Below are 16,757 nucleotides of genomic sequence, written 5' to 3'. Positions count from 1 at the left end.
AAACTGCGAAATGGCTTGTTTTGTGTTCAATTACATACGCTTAATCTAGACATGACAGGCGTTTTTAACGTATAAATATAAAAATGTATGCATAGCGCAATCACGCGCGGCTACGCAACTTACTTGCTAGCATAACTCACGCTTTAACCTTGTTGTAAAAATAGGGAAAAGCCAAAGGATAAAACTATGTCATTAATGTGGATACCTGTGTTATCCCTATTAGGCAGCTTATTTGCAGCGACGACGAATAAACTTTCGCGTACCTACGCTGCATTATCAATTGCAATATTTCCGGTTGTAGCGCTTGCCATTGTTCTTTATCACACATCAGCTGTGCTTGATGGCAATGTGCTAAGAGAAAGTGTGCAATGGATCCCGCTGCTTGGAATTAATCTCAGTTTTCGACTTGATGGATTAGCGCTTCTTTTCTGCCTAATGATTTTAGGCATAGGTTTGCTAATTATTTTGTATGCGCGCTACTACCTCAGTAGTAAAGACAATATGGCGCGTTTCTATACTTTTTTAATGCTGTTTATGACAGCAATGCTTGGCATTGTGTTGTCTAACAACGTCATTCAAATGTGGGTGTTCTGGGAGCTTACCAGTATTAGCTCATTTTTATTAATCAGCTATTGGTGGCATACATCCGAAGCACGTCAAGGCGCGCGCATGGCACTTACCATTACCGGCGGCGGTGGTTTAGCCTTGCTTGCAGGTCTGATTTTAGTCGGTAACATTGTTGGCAGTTACAATCTTGATGATATTTTAAATAACGGCCACATAATTAAAGAACACGCGCTTTATCCTGTTACATTAATTTTGATTCTTCTAGGCGCCTTTACCAAGTCGGCTCAGTTCCCATTCCACTTTTGGTTGCCACATGCGATGGCCGCACCGACTCCGGTAAGTGCGTATTTACACTCGGCGACTATGGTAAAAGCAGGTATCTTTTTACTTGCGCGTTTTTATCCAGCGCTATCAGGTACTGAGCTGTGGTTTGCTATTGTCACTTTGACCGGTCTGGCAACCTTAATTGTCGGTGCTTACGTTGCGTTATTTAAACATGACTTAAAAGGTTTATTGGCGTATTCAACGATTTCGCACTTAGGTTTAATTACCTTATTACTCGGTTTAGATACTGAAATGGCAGCAGTTGCTGCGATTTTTCATATTATTAACCACGCGACATTTAAAGCGTCACTGTTTATGGCAACCGGTATTATTGACCATGAAACCGGCTCTCGCGATATGCGTAAGCTTAATGGCTTATGGAAGTATTTACCGTATACCGCAACGCTTGCTATGGTTGCAGCCGCTTCAATGGCAGGTGTGCCGCTGCTAAATGGTTTCTTATCAAAAGAGATGTTCTTTGCTGAAACCTTACATCAGCACGTGCTTGGCTCAATGTCTTGGCTTATTCCGGTACTCGCAACCCTAGCAGGTGCGTTCTCGGTGGCGTATTCAATGCGCTTTATTCACGATGTATTCTTTAACGGTGAGCCAGTTGGTATCAGCAAAGAAATTCATGAACCGCCACGCTATATGCGCGTGCCGGTAGAAGTACTTGTGGCACTGTGTATTATCGTTGGTATGTTCCCGAATTTTGTTGTTGATTCGCTTCTGGCGAGTGCATCGCTAGCGGTGATTGGCGATGGTAGTTTGCCACAATACAGCTTAGCAATTTGGCATGGTTTGAATTTACCACTGCTTATGAGTTTTCTTGCCGTAACCATTGGTTTATTAATTTACTGGCAGCGCAAGTATTTATTCCAATTTAACGCGTCATTACCCGATGTGGACCCTAAATCAGCGTTTTTAAATGCGTTAGATAGCATTGCGACAGTGTCTGAAAAGATAATGTACCGCATGGAAACAGGTTCACTACAGCGTTACATTGCTTGGTTGTTGGTGACTGTTTTGGTGTTTGCAGGTATTCCACTGTTTGATATGTTGGAACTGGCAGGTGACCAAACGCCGCAACCAATCGATCCGCATAATGTGATTGGCGCAGGCTTACTTATTGTTGGTGCAGTTGCGACTGTAATTTGCCACCGTTCACGTATGACATCGTTATTAATGATTTCGATTGTAGGTTTAATGGTATCGGTAGCGTTTACACGTTTTTCTGCGCCTGATTTAGCACTGACGCAGTTAACAGTAGAAGTAGTGACAATTGTACTGCTGATGTTGGCACTGTTTTTCTTGCCACATCGCACACCAAAAGAGTCAACGTCGCTGCGTCTTGTTCGTGATGTGGGTATTGCATCGGCGGTAGGTGTGATTATTGGTTCTATCTGTTATGCAATTATGACTCGTCCGCTTAATTCAATTTCACAGTTCTTCGTTGAAAACGCGAAAACTGGTGGCGGTGGTACTAACGTTGTAAACGTGATTCTGGTTGATTTCCGTGGTTTTGATACCTTAGGCGAAATTACCGTATTAGGTATTGCGGCGTTGGGTATCTACAAATTGTTACTTAACTTACCGCTCTTTATGCCAGCAAGTGATGGTGAAGGGCGTCCGTGGGCTATTGAGCGTTACCCAATGCTACTTGCCAGTATTTCTCAAGCATTATTGCCATTAGCACTTATGGTAAGTGTGTATATTTTCTTGCGCGGTCATAACTTACCAGGTGGTGGTTTTATCGCTGGCTTGATTACCGCGATAGCCATGATTTTACAATACATTGCACGTGGTTCAGATTGGATCTATGAGCGACTGGATATTAATTACCGTAAGATTATTGCATTCGGTATTGCGATTGCTTTTGTAACGGGTATCGGTAGCTGGTTCTTCGACAGACCATTCCTGACGTCTTGGTTCGAATACTTTGATATTCCGTTTATCGGTAAAATTGAACTAGCAAGTGCGATTGCATTTGATTTAGGTGTTTATTTAACGGTAGTGGGTGCAACCTTAATGATTCTAGCAAGCCTAGGTAAACTCACATTAGCTAGCCAACCGAAGGAGGCAAAATAATGGAAGTACTCTATGCAACATGCGTTGGGGTGTTATTTGCCTGCGGTGTATTTTTAATTTTACGTGGCAGAACCTTTCCAGTGGTGTTAGGGCTTACTATGATGTCGTACGGGGTTAACCTGTTTCTTTTTGCATCAGGTCGAATTCACAGTAACAAGGCTGCAGTATTAGGTGAATCAGCACAATATGCTGATCCTCTGCCACAAGCGCTGGTACTAACGGCCATTGTAATTGGCTTTGCGATGACGGCATTTGTGGTGATTCTTGCCATACGTGCACGCGCAGATTTAGGGCATGACCATGTACATGCGCGTTTCCCGAAGATTAAAGGCAAGGAGTAGTATACGTGCCACATTTTGTATCTTTGCCCGTTTTAGTGCCGATGTTGGCTGGTATTTTATTATTACTACCACCATCGGGGAAAAACTTACAAGCGCGACGCATTGTTTCAAGCATCATGGCATTGCTTACTCTTGTAGTAAGCGGCTATATGCTAAACAATGCGCTGTCTGGTGAAATATTTGTTTATGCTATCGGTAATTGGCAGGCACCTTTTGGCATTGTATTAGTAGCCGACGTAATGTCATCACTGTTAGTGACACTGACATCTTTTCTTGCGCTGATTTGTGTACTTTATTCACTGTGTGGTGATGATGAAGCCGGTAGCTTCTTCCACCCACTATTACATTTCTTATTGTTAGGTGTGAACGGTGCATTTTTAACGGGCGACTTATTTAACCTCTTTGTATTCTTTGAAGTCTTACTGATTTCATCGTATGCATTATTGATGCACAGCTCTGATAAACACAAAACGCAATCTGCGTTGCATTACGTGGTTTTAAACTTGGTAGGCTCAAGTGTGTTCTTGGTTGCACTCGGTATTTTATACGGCGTGTTAGGTACCTTAAATATTGCAGACATGGCGGCAAAAGCGGCGCAGTTATCGGGCGATGACCGAGCACTATTAAATATCGGTGGCATGCTGTTACTTATCGTGTTTGCACTTAAAGCAGCAGTGATCCCATTGCAATTTTGGCTGCCGGCAACTTATGCATCGGCACTGCCAGTGGTTGCCGCGTTATTTGCGATTATGACCAAAGTTGGTATTTACGCGATTATTCGTGTTTACCCAACAATTTTTGTTGACCCAAATGATACAAGCACCCATATCGCACAAGTGTGGTTATGGCCTGCAGCAATTATCACATTAGTTATCGGTATGTTGGGCGTACTTGCCAGTAAAGATCTTCGTATGATTGTGGCAAATCTTGTTATTGTATCGATAGGGACGTTAATCGCTGCTGTGGCATTTAATACGCCAGGCGCAATTGCGGCAGCGCTGTATTATTTAGTGCATTCAACATTGGTGACAGCGGGCTTATTTTTACTAGCAGATGTGATTGGTAAACAGCGAGGCAAAGTAGGTGTACGTCTTGTGCCAGCCAAACCAATTGGGCAACCTATTTTATTGGGTACCAGCTTTATTGTGTTTGTGCTTGCTGTGGTTGGTATGCCTCCGTTCTCAGGGTTTATTGGTAAAGTTTGGTTATTACAAGAAGCCCTCAACGTTGATAAAGCAGCTTGGTTCTGGGCAGTTTATTTGGTTGTATCTTTACTTGTATTGGTAACGCTTACACGCGCAGGTTCGCAGCTGTTTTGGCGTCATAACGGGCAAGAGCCGTCAGAGACAAAGGCAACGAGTTGTCAGTTAGTGGGCGTAATCAGCTTGTTGCTTTGTTCGCCACTATTAAGTATTTTCGCAGGACCGATCAGCGAAATTACCACGCTTGCCGCAACACAAGTATTTGATACCCTTGGCTTGCAACAAGCTGTATTAGGAGGCAAGTAAGATGCGTTTTGAAGCTCGCTTTAGTCTTTTTCCAACACCATTTCGAAGCATTTTATTGTTTTTCGTCTGGTTACTGCTAAATAACAGCTATTCGCTCGGGCATATCGTGTTAGGAGCTATTCTAGCTACAGTGATCCCACTTGCAACGCTACGCTTTCGTGAGCCTCAGCCGCTGATTATGCGAAAGTGGCTTGCGTTTAAGCACTTTTTATTGGTGTTATACGATATTGTTACCGCCAATGTGCAAGTAGCGTTTCTGATTTTAGGGCCAATTAAAAAATTGCGTCCGGCGTTTGTAAAAGTACCGCTTGATTTAACTCATGAAATGCCAATCACCATACTAGCGAGCACAGTTTCCTTAACACCGGGTACTGTGAGTGCAGAGGTGTATCCGTTTCCTGAGTCGTTAGACGAGGGCGAAGAAGTGACGCAGCGTTATTTGCTTATTCATGTTCTTGACTTAGATGACGAAGCAGAACTAATTGCGACGATTAAAAGCCGTTATGAAGCACCGCTTAAGGAGATTTTTCAATGTTAAGCACCGTTATACTAATTGTATCGGCAATGATTGGCGTATCACTGTTACTTAATTTATGGCGCCTAATTCTCGGACCATCTGTGCCAGATCGCATCTTAGCGCTTGATACCATGTATATAAACAGTATTGCGCTTATTGTATTGTACGGAATTAAAGTGGCGTCAGAGCTTTATTTTGAAGCAGCATTGTTGATTGCCATGCTCGGGTTTGTCAGTACGGTGGCAATTTGTAAGTTTCTTTTACGCGGCGATATTATAGAGTAATTATTATGGCAGAGATTATTGTTTCACTACTGTTGTTGTTAGGCGGCGTGTTTATTCTAATCGGTTCAATTGGTATGAACCGTATGCCGGACTTCTTTATGCGTTTACATGGTCCAACTAAGGCAACTACGTTAGGCATGGCGGGTGTGCTGATTGCTTCTATTGTTTATTTTAGTGCAATCGTTAATGAGCCAAGCGCGAAAGAAATTTTGATATCGATCTTTTTACTGATCACGGCACCAATCAGTGGCTATATGCTAATTAAAACGGCAATTCATCACAAATTAAAAGCTCACAAAGGCACTAAAGGTGTAGAAAACATCGAAGAAGATTAGCGGGTTATGCTCTTTGTTGTCACTTTTTGGTTTAGCCAACTAGGCCTGCAAAGCGACGCCGCGATCAAAACGGTTTGGATATGAACAGAATTTAAACCATAAAGGTCAACACGCTCGAACACCTTTGCATAAAAGGCATTAAAAAAGACGCAATATGCGTCTTTTTTATTGGGCAGATTAAACGTGAATAACCCACGTTTTAATTGTTTGAGTTTCAGCAGCAGGTTATTCGCAGTGTAACGCTTATTTTATGCTGCTAAAAATCACTAAGTTTGCCTAAATTAAACAAACTCAATTTATGCATCTGGGTTGCATAAATATCTAAGTTCTAAAATGCTACTTAAATGATTAAGGGGGAAAACTATAATTTGGTTGGCAGTTTTTCCTCTCGGAGTAAATAATAACCAAGTTGTTTGCCTTTTAAAAACGATGATTTATAATGCATTCAGATAAAAAAAACTAATGAATACGTCATCAGGTTGTCATGTCGAGAAGATTGCCCCCGCTAAACTCACTCAAAGCGTTTGAAGCAGCCGCCCGTAATTTAAGCTTTACCAAAGCAGCAGACGAGCTGTTTGTTACACAAGCCGCTGTTAGTCATCAAATTAAAACCTTAGAAGAACACTTAGGCTTAAAACTATTTTTAAGGCGAAATCGTTCACTGTTACTAACAGAAGAAGGGCAGGCGTATTTTCTCGATATTAAAGAAATATTCACCCAATTGGTTGATGCAACAGAAAAGTTATTAGCACGCGGTGCAAAAGGTTCGGTAGCAGTAAGTTTAACCCCGAGTTTTGCAATTCAATGGTTGGTACCACGCTTGCAAGCGTTTAACGAGTTGCATCCGGAGATTGATATTCGTATTAAAGCGCAAGATTTAGACGAAAACTCGTTAACTGATGATGTTGATGTGGCGATTTATTATGGTCGCGGTCATTGGAGTGGCGTACAAAGTCACAAACTTCATACCGAATACTTAGTGCCCTTATGCAGTCCGTTATTGTTAAACGGGCCCAAGCCGCTGGCAGAGCCAAACGACTTACAGCACCATACATTGCTGCATGATATGACACGTAAACCTTGGAAAAGTTGGTTCAAAACGTTGGGCGTTGCTAATTCGCGGGTAAATCAGGGGCCTATTTTTAGTCACTCTTCAATGGTATTGCAAGCCGCGGTGCATGGGCAAGGTATAGCACTGGTAAACAGTGTTTTAGCCAAGCCAGAAATCGATTCTGGGCGATTAATAGTGCCATTTAGCCATCACTTAGAAAGTAAAAATGCCTTTTATTTAGTGCTGAGAGAATCGCAGTCTGAATTAGGTAAAATCGTGGCATTTAAAGAGTGGATGCTCAGCATGGTAGAAAAAGAACAGATTGAGGCAGGTTTTAATGATTAATTGGGTAAATGCAGATAAACCCATTGCGCAATTGATTTTGGCGCACGGTGCTGGTGCAGGCATGGATTCAGAGTTTATGGTCACCATGGCCAACAATTTAGCGAAATTAGGCGTCACAGTTGGCTTATTTGATTTTGAGTATATGCAGCAAGCCAAATTAGAGGGCAAAAAACGCCCGCCTCAACGAGCACCAAAACTATTAGCCTATTTTGAAAGCATACTTTCAGAGGTTGATGCTAACTTACCTTTATTTATTGGCGGTAAATCAATGGGCGGACGAATGGCATCAATGTTGGCGTGTGAACAAAGCGTCAAGGGCGTTGTTGCTTTTGGTTACCCATTTCATCCACCTGGCAAGCCAGAAAAGCTTCGAATCGAACATTTTCCTGATCTCAACGCGCCACTTGCAATAATTCAAGGTGAGCGTGATACCTTTGGTAAAAAAGATGAGGTAGAAAGTTATCCAGTATGCGATAATGTGCACACTTTTTGGATCCCTGATGGGGATCATTCATTAGTACCACGAAAAGCGAGTGGTTTAACCCAACTGCAAAATTGGCAAACAGCAGCCGAAATTGCATCTCAGTTTATCGCAAAACAACTATGAACAGGTTTAGCTTAGCAGCAGGTGGCATTTTTTGTGCCCTCGCCGTGATGTTAGGTGCGTTTGCAGCACATGGATTAAAATCAATAATCAGCCCAGCAATGATAGCGGTGTTTCAAACCGGTGTTGATTATCAGTTTATTCACGGTTTAGCGTTAATCTTGTTTGGATTACTGGGAAACAGCGGGTACAAATTAAAGTGGGCCAGTATTTTTGCCATTGTAGGCATTGTGTTTTTTAGTGGCAGTCTATACTTGTTGGCAACAACGGGTATAAAGATTTTTGGCCCAATAACGCCACTTGGTGGCGTGTGTTTTATTGTGAGTTGGTTACTGTTTACCGTTTCGGTTATTAACCATAAACCAGCTCAAGTTAAGTAAGTGAGAAAAATGTCTGCGATTGTAATTTATTGTCGTCCGGGTTTTGAAAACGATTGTGCCGCCGAAATAAGCCACCATGCAGCACTGCGTGAAATTGGTGGATTTGTAAAAGCAAAAGATAACAGCGGTTATATCACCTTTAACTGCTACGACCCGTTAGAAGCCGAAGTCGTTGTGCGTAAGTTGCCATTTAAAGAAATGGTTTTTGCACGTCAATGGTTTGTTGGGCAACTGGTTGATAAAATGCCGATTGAAGACCGCGTTTCAGCTATTAGCGAGGCGGTTAGCGAGTTTCCATTGTGTGGTGAGCTACGGGTAGAAACACCAGACACCAATGACGGAAAAGAGCTGCAAAAGTTTTGTAAAAAGCTATCCGTTCCACTACGTAAATCGTTAGTGGCGCAAGAAACCTTACTTGCTAATGAAGTGAAAAACCGTCCTGTTTTACACGTAATGTTTTTATCAAATAGCGCTGCATACGTTGGTTTTTCTTACAGCTACAACAATTCTCCATTTTATATGGGTATTCCGCGTCTGCGTATGCCAAAAGATGCGCCAAGCCGCTCGACGCTGAAACTTGATGAAGCGTTTCATGTTTTTGTACCAAAAGACGAGCATGAGTCACGTTTGCAACCGGGTATGCGTGGTGTTGATTTAGGTGCGTGCCCAGGTGGATGGACGTATCAGTTAGTGCGCCGTGGCATGATGGTACAAGCAATTGATAACGGCCCTATGGCTGATTCATTAATGGAAACAGGCCAAGTTAAACATAAGCGTGAAGATGGCTTTAAATTCCGTCCGGACAAACGCAATATTGATTGGCTAGTATGCGATATGGTTGAAAAACCAATTAAGGTCGCTAATTTAATGATTGATTGGGCGGTAAACGGCTTTGTAAAAGAGCAAATCTTTAACTTAAAGCTGCCTATGAAAAAACGTTTTGACGCGGTTTATCAGTGTTTAAACTTAATTCATGAAGAATTGACTAAGTACAACATCAAGTATGAACTGCAAGCAAAGCAGCTGTACCATGACCGTGAAGAAATCACAGTACATATTCAAATCTTAAAAGTACCGCAAAACGTTTATAGTTAATCGCTATGGGTACTTAAATCAAAAAAGGCTGCAATTGCAGCCTTTTTAGTGAGCGCTATATGCTAAGCGCGGTAATTGATGCGATAGTTTTCAACAAACAAACGCGTTGCACCACATACGGCTACCGGCATTACAATTAAGTTAACGATTGGCACCATACTAAAAATTAATACAGCACTGCCAAAACCGTAACTTAAGCCCTGTTTTTGCTTTAAGTGCTGACGCGCTTCAGCAAACGGGATTTTGTGATTATCAAACGGGTAATCAATGTATTGTACGGCAAACATCCACGCGCTAAATAAAAACCACATCACTTGACCAAACACCGGAATAAACAACAGTAAAATTAAAAATAACAAAGCTTTTGGTAAGTAGTACATCAGTTTTGCCAATTCACGGCCAAGCATACGTGGTACGTCTTTTAGTAAATCAGCTAACCCATCGTCGTTAACGCGTTGCCCTGTTAAATACAGCTCGACCTTTTCACTTAATAAGCCGTTAAATGGTGCAGCGATAAAGTTAGTGATAACCGTAAACACCATGGAGTAGATAAACAACACCAGCAACAATGCACTAGGCCATATAATAAATTCTAACCAAGATAAAAAGTCAGGCAGGTAGCCATTGACGTAGTTAACGCCTTGTTCAATCCAACCAATAATAAAAAACAACGAGCTACCAAATAGCACCAAGTTAATTAGTAATGGGATCAGCACAAAGCGTTTTAACCCTTTTTGGCTGATTAAACTAAAGCCCGATAAAAAGTATTCGAACCCTTTTCCTAATTGCATGGAAAACTCCAATAAAACAACAACTCACCATAACGATTATAATAAGCCGTAGACTCCCTTTAAACCAGATTTTGTTGTTAAGCGTTACAAGTTGTTTCATTTAGGGTAAATCTGATAAAGTTGGCCTTTAATTTTCTTACTATTTAGACAATCAAATAAGAATAAAATGCGTCTAGCCTCAATTAAGCTCGCGGGTTTCAAATCGTTTGTAGAGCCAAGTAAAATTCCATTTCCCGATCAAATGACCTGTGTTGTTGGTCCAAATGGCTGTGGTAAATCAAACGTCATCGATGCTGTGCGCTGGGTACTAGGTGAAAGCTCGGCTAAAAACCTGCGCGGCGACGCCATGACAGACGTCATTTTTAATGGCTCAACAGAGCGCAAACCAGTTTCACAAGCGTCTGTTGAATTATTATTTGATAATACTGAAGGACGTTTACCGGGCACGCTTGCGTCACGTAACCAAATAGCGATTAAACGCTTAGTTACCCGTGAAGGCGTATCACAATACTATTTAAATGGTGAGAAATGCCGTAAACGTGATATCACAGATATTTTCCTAGGCACCGGACTTGGCCCACGCAGTTATGCGATTATCGAACAGGGCATGATCTCGCGTTTAATTGAAAGTAAGCCACAGGATTTACGGATTTTCCTCGAGGAAGCGGCTGGCGTTTCAAAATACAAAGAAAGACGACGCGAAACACAAACGCGCTTAAACAGCACGCGCGACAATCTAGAGCGTTTGCTTGATTTACGCACCGAACTTGAAAATCAACTCAATGTGCTAACAGAGCAGGCAGAAAAAGCGCGCACTTACACCACGGCTAAAGCCAAAGAACGTACCTTAAAAGCGCAAATATGCGTGCTTAAATGGCAAGCACTGCAACAAAAACTACTCGAAAGCGAAGAAAAACTGGCGCAAATTAATGAGCAAATCGCATTTCTTAGCGAAGCGCACAGCGGTCATGATGATGTGATTTCGGCATTAAAATTGGCAATCGAACAAGCTAATGACATGGTGAATGATGCGCAGCACCAAGAATATCAGTTGCGCAACAAGTTGGCGCGTGACGAACAAGATAAAGTGCATAAGCAAAGCCAAAAAACACAGCTCAGCCAACGCATTGCGCAGTTACAAACACAGTATCAGCAAATCCAGCAAGAGCAGCAGCAAACAAAGCAACAGTTTGATGACATTAGCGAACAAGTTGCGTTTTCAAACGAAGCGCTTGAAAGTACCGCAGAACAGTTAGAAATCAGCTTACACAAATACGAAGAACAAAAAGTACAGCAAGAAACCTGTTATAGCGCTTATCAAGCATCCTTGTTGGAAAACCAAACGATTATAAAAGCGCAAACTGAGCAGCAAAAAGCACTGTCTGCATTAAATGTTAAATACGCGCAACTGTCAGAGCAACAAAGCGCTTGCCAGCAGCGCCAAAGCCAACTGAAATCAGAGCGTGAAACACTTGTTCAGCAACTGGAAGCTATTGATTTAACACAAGCAAAAACCCTCGTACAACAAGCCGAAGCTGAATGTGAAAGCGCAAATATTCAGCTCCAACAAGCGCAAGATGTGCTTGCTCAAAAACATACAGCAGCGAGGAAAAGCGAGCAAACCTGTAATGATTTAGCGGCAAAACAAGCGGCGCTTTTAACGGTTGTAGGTGAAAATACACAGAGCCAGTCAGGCTCACCAACGCTTGTCTCTAAGCTTAGTGTCGATAAATCTTGGCAAGTGGCAGTTGAAGCAAGTTTGTTTAATTTAAGCCATGCGCATGTTAGCGCGCAGTTCGATGGCGAATGCAAAACCCCCAGTATTTGGCCGCAAACACACCATTGCGCAAATGGGTCATTGGCTGAGAAAATCACTACAGGGCCCATCCCACAATACTTTAATGCGATTGCTGCTGTTGAAAATATCGATACGTTAGAAGATGATTTTTGGTCAGGGCCATTTTTATTTGCGGTGGATCAGCGCGGCGATTTACGCGGCGCTAACTGGTGTATTCCCTGTGAGTTTGACAGTGAAAGTTCACACATCGTAAAACACCAGTTATTAAAAGACATAGAGAAAGCGATACCCGCTGCACAAAGCGAACTCGAAAGTGCGCAAAAAGCGCTTACTGCAGAGCAAAAAAAGGTTGATGAGTTGCGTGTTGTTTCAACACAAAAGCAACACGCGTTATCATCATTAATGCAATCGCTCACACAAAAACAAGCAGAACATAATTTTGCTAGCGAACGTTTAGCGGCTATTGCGAAGCAATGTGACGAAACACAAAATGAGCTAGCGGCACTGATTACTCAACTTGACGCTGTAGGCAACGAACAAGCGCCGTTGACTGCGCAATTAACTAAAGCCGAAACACGCCTCAGTGATTTAAAACAGCAGCAAGAATCCTTAGAAGCGGATTATCATAATGCCAAACTGGTTACTAGGCAGCTTCAAAATGCCTATGAAAATGAGAAAAATCAGCACCATAAACAACAATTACATTTAGAGAGTGTAAAAAACCAAGCAGCCTTATGTGAGTCCAAATTAGGCCAGTTTTCATCACGCTTTAGTGAGCTTAACGAGCAACTTGAAGAAGCAAAGTTTACACTTGAAGACATTCAACTGCCGCTGGTTGAACTTGACGAGGCGATTGCGGAACAGCACCTAATGCTTGAAACGCTTATCGAGCAAAAATCGCAAAAGCAGCGCAATCTAGATGATGCGAAAGAGAAATTAAAGCAAGCCGAGTCGGGCATAGGTACTGAGCAGCTAAAGCTCGACAACCTGAAACAACAAAAACAAAACATTATACTTGAACAACAAGGGTTTCAGCTGAAATCGGAAGCGGCACTGTCACCGCTTGCAGAATTAAACACACAGTTAAAAGACGTGATTGCAACGCTTCCTGAAGATGCCAAACTTAATAGTTTACAAAGCCAATTGAACAAAGTCTCGAGCGATATTGCTGGATTAGGTGCAATTAACCTAGCGGCGATAGAAGAGTTTGATAAAGCATTTGAGCGTAAAAATTACCTTGACCAACAATACGATGATTTAATCAGCGCGCTTGATACATTAGAAACGGCAATCGTTAAAATAGACCGAGAAACCAAACAGCGCTTTAAAGCCACATTTGACCAAGTGAACAATGGCTTGCAGAACTTGTTTCCAAAAGTATTTGGTGGTGGTTCAGCGTATTTAGAGCTGACATCAGACGATTTACTTGAAACGGGGGTGGCAATCATGGCACGCCCTCCGGGTAAGAAAAATGCGACGATTCATTTACTCAGTGGTGGTGAAAAAGCACTGACGGCGTTGTCGTTGGTTTTTTCTATTTTCCAGTTAAATCCCGCGCCATTTTGTATGTTAGATGAGGTGGATGCGCCGCTCGATGATGCCAACGTTGGGCGTTTTTGTCGTTTAGTGGAAGAAATGTCACAAGACGTGCAATTTGTGTATATTAGTCACAATAAAATCGCCATGGAAATGGCCGCGCGCTTAACCGGTGTCACCATGGCTGAGCCAGGTGTTTCACGTGTGGTTGCGGTGGATATTGAAAAAGCGTTAGAAATGTCAGAATCCGCTTAGCTTTCGGTATAAATTATCAGCAACTAGTCTTATCTGTGCACTTTGCATAAGATAAGCGGTTGAAATTAAGTGCCGCTTGCTTAATAATTTTGAAAATCGGAAAAAAATATAAATTTAAGGGTACTTGAATGAGTGACGAACTAAGGTGGGTGTTAATTATTGGTGGTGCGTTAGTAATTGGCGGCGTACTGCTTCATGGCCTTTGGTCAATCCGTAAAAATGACAGCCGCACACTTGTTCAAGAACCAAGTGCCGCTCCAGACAAAAAAGAAGCAGCACCTGAAAGTGAAAAAACATCTGTGGTTGAACCACAAATGAGCGCAAAATTAAATGTGAACGATGAACCAGAACTAGGCGATTTATCGATTAGCATTGATGACGATGAGCGAAGCACACAAGTTAGTGACGAGCCAGAACAAGCGCCTGAAGGTAAGACAGCAGTTCAAGACTACATCATCATTCATATTCAAACCGAAGAAGGTTTGCCGATGCAAGGCTCTTCGCTACTGCCGTTATTACTTACATTAGGTTTTAAGTATTCAGAGGATGGCTTCTTTAATCGTCATGAAGATGCATCAGGCCAGGGCCCAGTGCTATTTCGTTTAGCAAATATGTTTAACCCAGGCACGTTCGATATTGATAATATGGAACAACTTCAAACTGAAGGCGTAAGCTTGTTTATGACACTGCCTTGTGCAGGTGACAGTTTACCGTCGTTTAATATGCTTCACAGCGCGGCTAAGAAAATTGCCGATGAGTTTAGCGCGACAGTTCTCGACCATAACCGCGAAGAGCTGGATGTTGCCACTGTTAGGCAATATGTTGAAAAAATCAGAGAATTTGACGAACTGTAACGTCACAACCAGATTTAAACAAAAGCCACCCTTGCGGTGGCTTTTTTAACGAATATAGAGGAAGTCTCCGTGAGCGCGGCTGAACAAATAAACCAACTTAAAGCACAAATTGAAAATTACAATTATCAATACTATGTGCTAGATAATCCGACGGTACCGGACGCTGAGTATGACCGTTTAATGCGTGAGCTGATTGCGTTAGAAGAGGCAAATCCAGCGCTTAAATCAGCAGATTCGCCAAGTCAGAAAGTCGGCGGTATGGCGCTTGCTGCATTTGAAAAAGTAAACCACGAAGTACCGATGTTGTCGCTTGATAATGCGTTTGATGAAAGTGAGTTTTACGCATTTGATAAACGTATGAAAGACAGACTAAAAGATGCTAGTGATTTAGCGTTTTGCTGTGAGCCAAAGCTCGATGGTTTAGCCGTGTCTATCTTGTATGAAAACGGTGTATTAGTGCGCGCTGCAACGCGTGGTGATGGTCAGGTAGGTGAGAACATTACCGAAAATGTAAAAACTATTCGCAACGTGCCGCTACGTTTGCGTGGTGATTCAATTCCAGCGCGTTTAGAAGTACGCGGAGAAGTGTTTATTGACGATAAAGGGTTTGCCAAACTTAACCAAACGCAACAAGAAAAAGGGGATAAAACCTTTGCTAACCCGCGTAATGCAGCTGCAGGTAGTTTACGTCAATTAGACCCTAAAATTACTGCATCTCGCCCACTGATGCTTTACGCCTACAGCACAGGCGTAGTTGAAGGGTTTGAGCTGGCAGCAACCCATTATGAGCAATTAATGCAGCTAAAAGAGTGGGGCTTACCAGTATGCCCTGAGATTCGCACTGCAGACAATGCCAAAGACGCCTTTGCCTATTATTCAGATATTCTTGCTCGTCGTGCCGCGCTAGGCTACGAAATTGACGGCGTAGTAATCAAAGTTAACGATAAAGCGATTCAGCAAACTTTAGGTTTTGTCGCCCGCGCACCGCGTTGGGCAATAGCTTGTAAGTTTCCTGCACAGGAAGAATTAACCACCTTATTAGATGTTGAGTTTCAAGTAGGCCGCACCGGCGCAATTACGCCGGTTGCACGCTTGGAGCCAGTTTATGTTGGCGGTGTAACAGTATCTAACGCCACCTTACATAATGCCGATGAAATTGAACGCCTAGGCGTACACATTGGTGATACTGTGATTATTCGCCGCGCAGGAGATGTGATCCCGCAAGTCGCAAGTGTCGTGCTTGATCGCCGCCCAGAAAATAGTAAAGAAATTGTATTTCCGATAGCGTGTCCTGTATGTGAATCGCACGTTGAACGTATTGATGGCGAAGCGGTTGCCCGTTGTAGCGGTGGCTTGGTGTGTGAAGCGCAGCGCAAAGAGGCGATTAAGCACTTTGCTTCACGTAAAGCGCTCGATGTAGATGGTTTAGGTGATAAAGTAGTGGAGCAGTTAGTTGATCGTAAACTGATCCAAACTCCAGCTGACTTATTTAGTTTAAGCCAAGGCCATATTGAGTCGCTTGAGCGTATGGGACCAAAGTCGGCCGAGAATTTAGTTGCGGCACTTGAAAAAGCCAAGCAAACCACACTTGCTAAGTTTTTATATTCACTGGGTATTCGTGAAGTAGGTGAGGCGACAGCGCAAAATTTAGCGAATCATTACAAAACCCTTGATGCATTACAAAACGCCTCAATAGAGGGCTTACAGGACGTTTCTGACGTAGGTGAGATTGTTGCTAAGCACGTTTATTACTTCTTTAAAGAAGAACATAACCAAGAGGTGATTGACGCATTAATCGCTGCTGGCTTGCAGTGGCCAGATATCGAAGAAAAGTCACAAGATGAAATGCCGTTGGATGGTTTAACTTATGTGCTAACAGGTACACTAAATCAAATGGGGCGCAGCGAAGCAAAAGCTAAACTTCAAGCACTCGGTGCAAAAGTGTCGGGCAGTGTCTCCGCTAAAACACACGCTTTAGTCGCTGGTGAAAAAGCAGGCTCTAAGCTCACTAAAGCACAAGACTTAGGTGTTGATGTGTTGACGGAAGATGACATGCTAGTCCTTTTTGCGAAGTACGAGTAACC

Annotated in this window: 14 protein-coding genes; 13 read left to right on the top strand and 1 reads right to left on the bottom strand. The window is 42.6% G+C overall.

Annotated features, from left to right (window positions below; all coding sequences use genetic code 11):
- Window positions 1–186: 186 nt before the first annotated feature.
- The 10 genes from PSPO_RS08910 to rlmM all read left to right on the top strand — a co-directional run bounded on the left by PSPO_RS08910 (window position 187) and on the right by rlmM (window position 9,439).
- Window positions 187–2,979 carry a monovalent cation/H+ antiporter subunit A gene (locus tag PSPO_RS08910; RefSeq protein WP_010559795.1) on the top strand — a complete coding sequence of 931 codons (2,793 nt, stop codon included), beginning with the start codon at window positions 187–189 and terminating at the stop codon, window positions 2,977–2,979.
- On the top strand, window positions 2,979–3,320 hold the full coding sequence (locus PSPO_RS08905) for a Na+/H+ antiporter subunit C (RefSeq protein WP_010559796.1): 342 nt from the start codon (window positions 2,979–2,981) through the stop codon (window positions 3,318–3,320). Before PSPO_RS08910 ends, PSPO_RS08905 begins: the two co-directional genes overlap by 1 nt.
- A gap of 5 nt (window positions 3,321–3,325) precedes the next feature.
- Window positions 3,326–4,828: a monovalent cation/H+ antiporter subunit D gene (locus PSPO_RS08900; protein WP_010559797.1), complete on the top strand. Its 1,503-nt coding sequence runs from the start codon at window positions 3,326–3,328 to the stop codon at window positions 4,826–4,828.
- Window position 4,829: 1 nt separating this feature from the next.
- The gene (locus tag PSPO_RS08895; RefSeq protein ID WP_010559798.1) at window positions 4,830–5,366 is read left to right on the top strand and encodes a Na+/H+ antiporter subunit E; all 537 of its coding nucleotides are present in this window, start codon (window positions 4,830–4,832) and stop codon (window positions 5,364–5,366) included.
- Window positions 5,360–5,629 carry a K+/H+ antiporter subunit F gene (locus tag PSPO_RS08890; protein ID WP_010559799.1) on the top strand — a complete coding sequence of 90 codons (270 nt, stop codon included), beginning with the start codon at window positions 5,360–5,362 and terminating at the stop codon, window positions 5,627–5,629. Before PSPO_RS08895 ends, PSPO_RS08890 begins: the two co-directional genes overlap by 7 nt.
- Window positions 5,630–5,634: 5 nt before the next feature.
- Window positions 5,635–5,964, top strand: a complete 330-nt coding sequence (locus tag PSPO_RS08885; RefSeq protein WP_010559800.1) for a Na+/H+ antiporter subunit G — start codon at window positions 5,635–5,637, stop codon at window positions 5,962–5,964.
- 484 nt (window positions 5,965–6,448) lie between these two features.
- Window positions 6,449–7,360, top strand: a complete 912-nt coding sequence (locus tag PSPO_RS08880) for a transcriptional regulator GcvA (RefSeq protein ID WP_010559801.1) — start codon at window positions 6,449–6,451, stop codon at window positions 7,358–7,360.
- Window positions 7,353–7,967 (top strand): alpha/beta family hydrolase, encoded by a 615-nt coding sequence (locus PSPO_RS08875; RefSeq protein ID WP_010559802.1) that lies wholly within the window; start codon window positions 7,353–7,355, stop codon window positions 7,965–7,967. The genes PSPO_RS08880 and PSPO_RS08875 overlap by 8 nt, the downstream gene beginning before the upstream one ends.
- Window positions 7,964–8,344, top strand: coding sequence for a DUF423 domain-containing protein (locus PSPO_RS08870; RefSeq protein ID WP_010559803.1), 381 nt, complete (start codon window positions 7,964–7,966; stop codon window positions 8,342–8,344). The genes PSPO_RS08875 and PSPO_RS08870 overlap by 4 nt, the downstream gene beginning before the upstream one ends.
- A 9-nt stretch (window positions 8,345–8,353) precedes the next feature.
- The gene (rlmM, locus tag PSPO_RS08865) at window positions 8,354–9,439 is read left to right on the top strand and encodes a 23S rRNA (cytidine(2498)-2'-O)-methyltransferase RlmM (protein WP_010559804.1); all 1,086 of its coding nucleotides are present in this window, start codon (window positions 8,354–8,356) and stop codon (window positions 9,437–9,439) included.
- A 62-nt stretch (window positions 9,440–9,501) separates the two neighbouring features.
- On the opposite strand, the gene cysZ is transcribed toward rlmM, so the two are convergent.
- Complete coding sequence (gene cysZ / locus PSPO_RS08860; RefSeq protein WP_010559805.1) at window positions 9,502–10,230, bottom strand: sulfate transporter CysZ; 729 nt, start codon at window positions 10,228–10,230, stop codon at window positions 9,502–9,504.
- 166 nt (window positions 10,231–10,396) lie between these two features.
- On the opposite strand from cysZ, the gene PSPO_RS08855 reads away from it, so the two are divergent.
- From PSPO_RS08855 to ligA, 3 genes are all read left to right on the top strand, one after another.
- Window positions 10,397–13,819: an AAA family ATPase gene (locus PSPO_RS08855; RefSeq protein WP_010559806.1), complete on the top strand. Its 3,423-nt coding sequence runs from the start codon at window positions 10,397–10,399 to the stop codon at window positions 13,817–13,819.
- Window positions 13,820–13,947: 128 nt separating this feature from the next.
- Entirely contained in the window at window positions 13,948–14,673 is a 726-nt protein-coding gene (zipA, locus tag PSPO_RS08850) for a cell division protein ZipA (RefSeq protein WP_010559807.1), read from the top strand.
- Between the two features lie 69 nt (window positions 14,674–14,742).
- On the top strand, window positions 14,743–16,755 hold the full coding sequence (gene ligA / locus PSPO_RS08845) for an NAD-dependent DNA ligase LigA (RefSeq protein WP_010559808.1): 2,013 nt from the start codon (window positions 14,743–14,745) through the stop codon (window positions 16,753–16,755).
- Window positions 16,756–16,757: the final 2 nt, after the last annotated feature.

Origin of the sequence: Pseudoalteromonas spongiae UST010723-006, assembly GCF_000238255.3 — a bacterium.
Taxonomy (GTDB): domain Bacteria; phylum Pseudomonadota; class Gammaproteobacteria; order Enterobacterales; family Alteromonadaceae; genus Pseudoalteromonas; species Pseudoalteromonas spongiae.
Note: the sequence above shows the minus strand (reverse complement) of the source record. Positions and strands in the feature narration are given on the sequence as shown.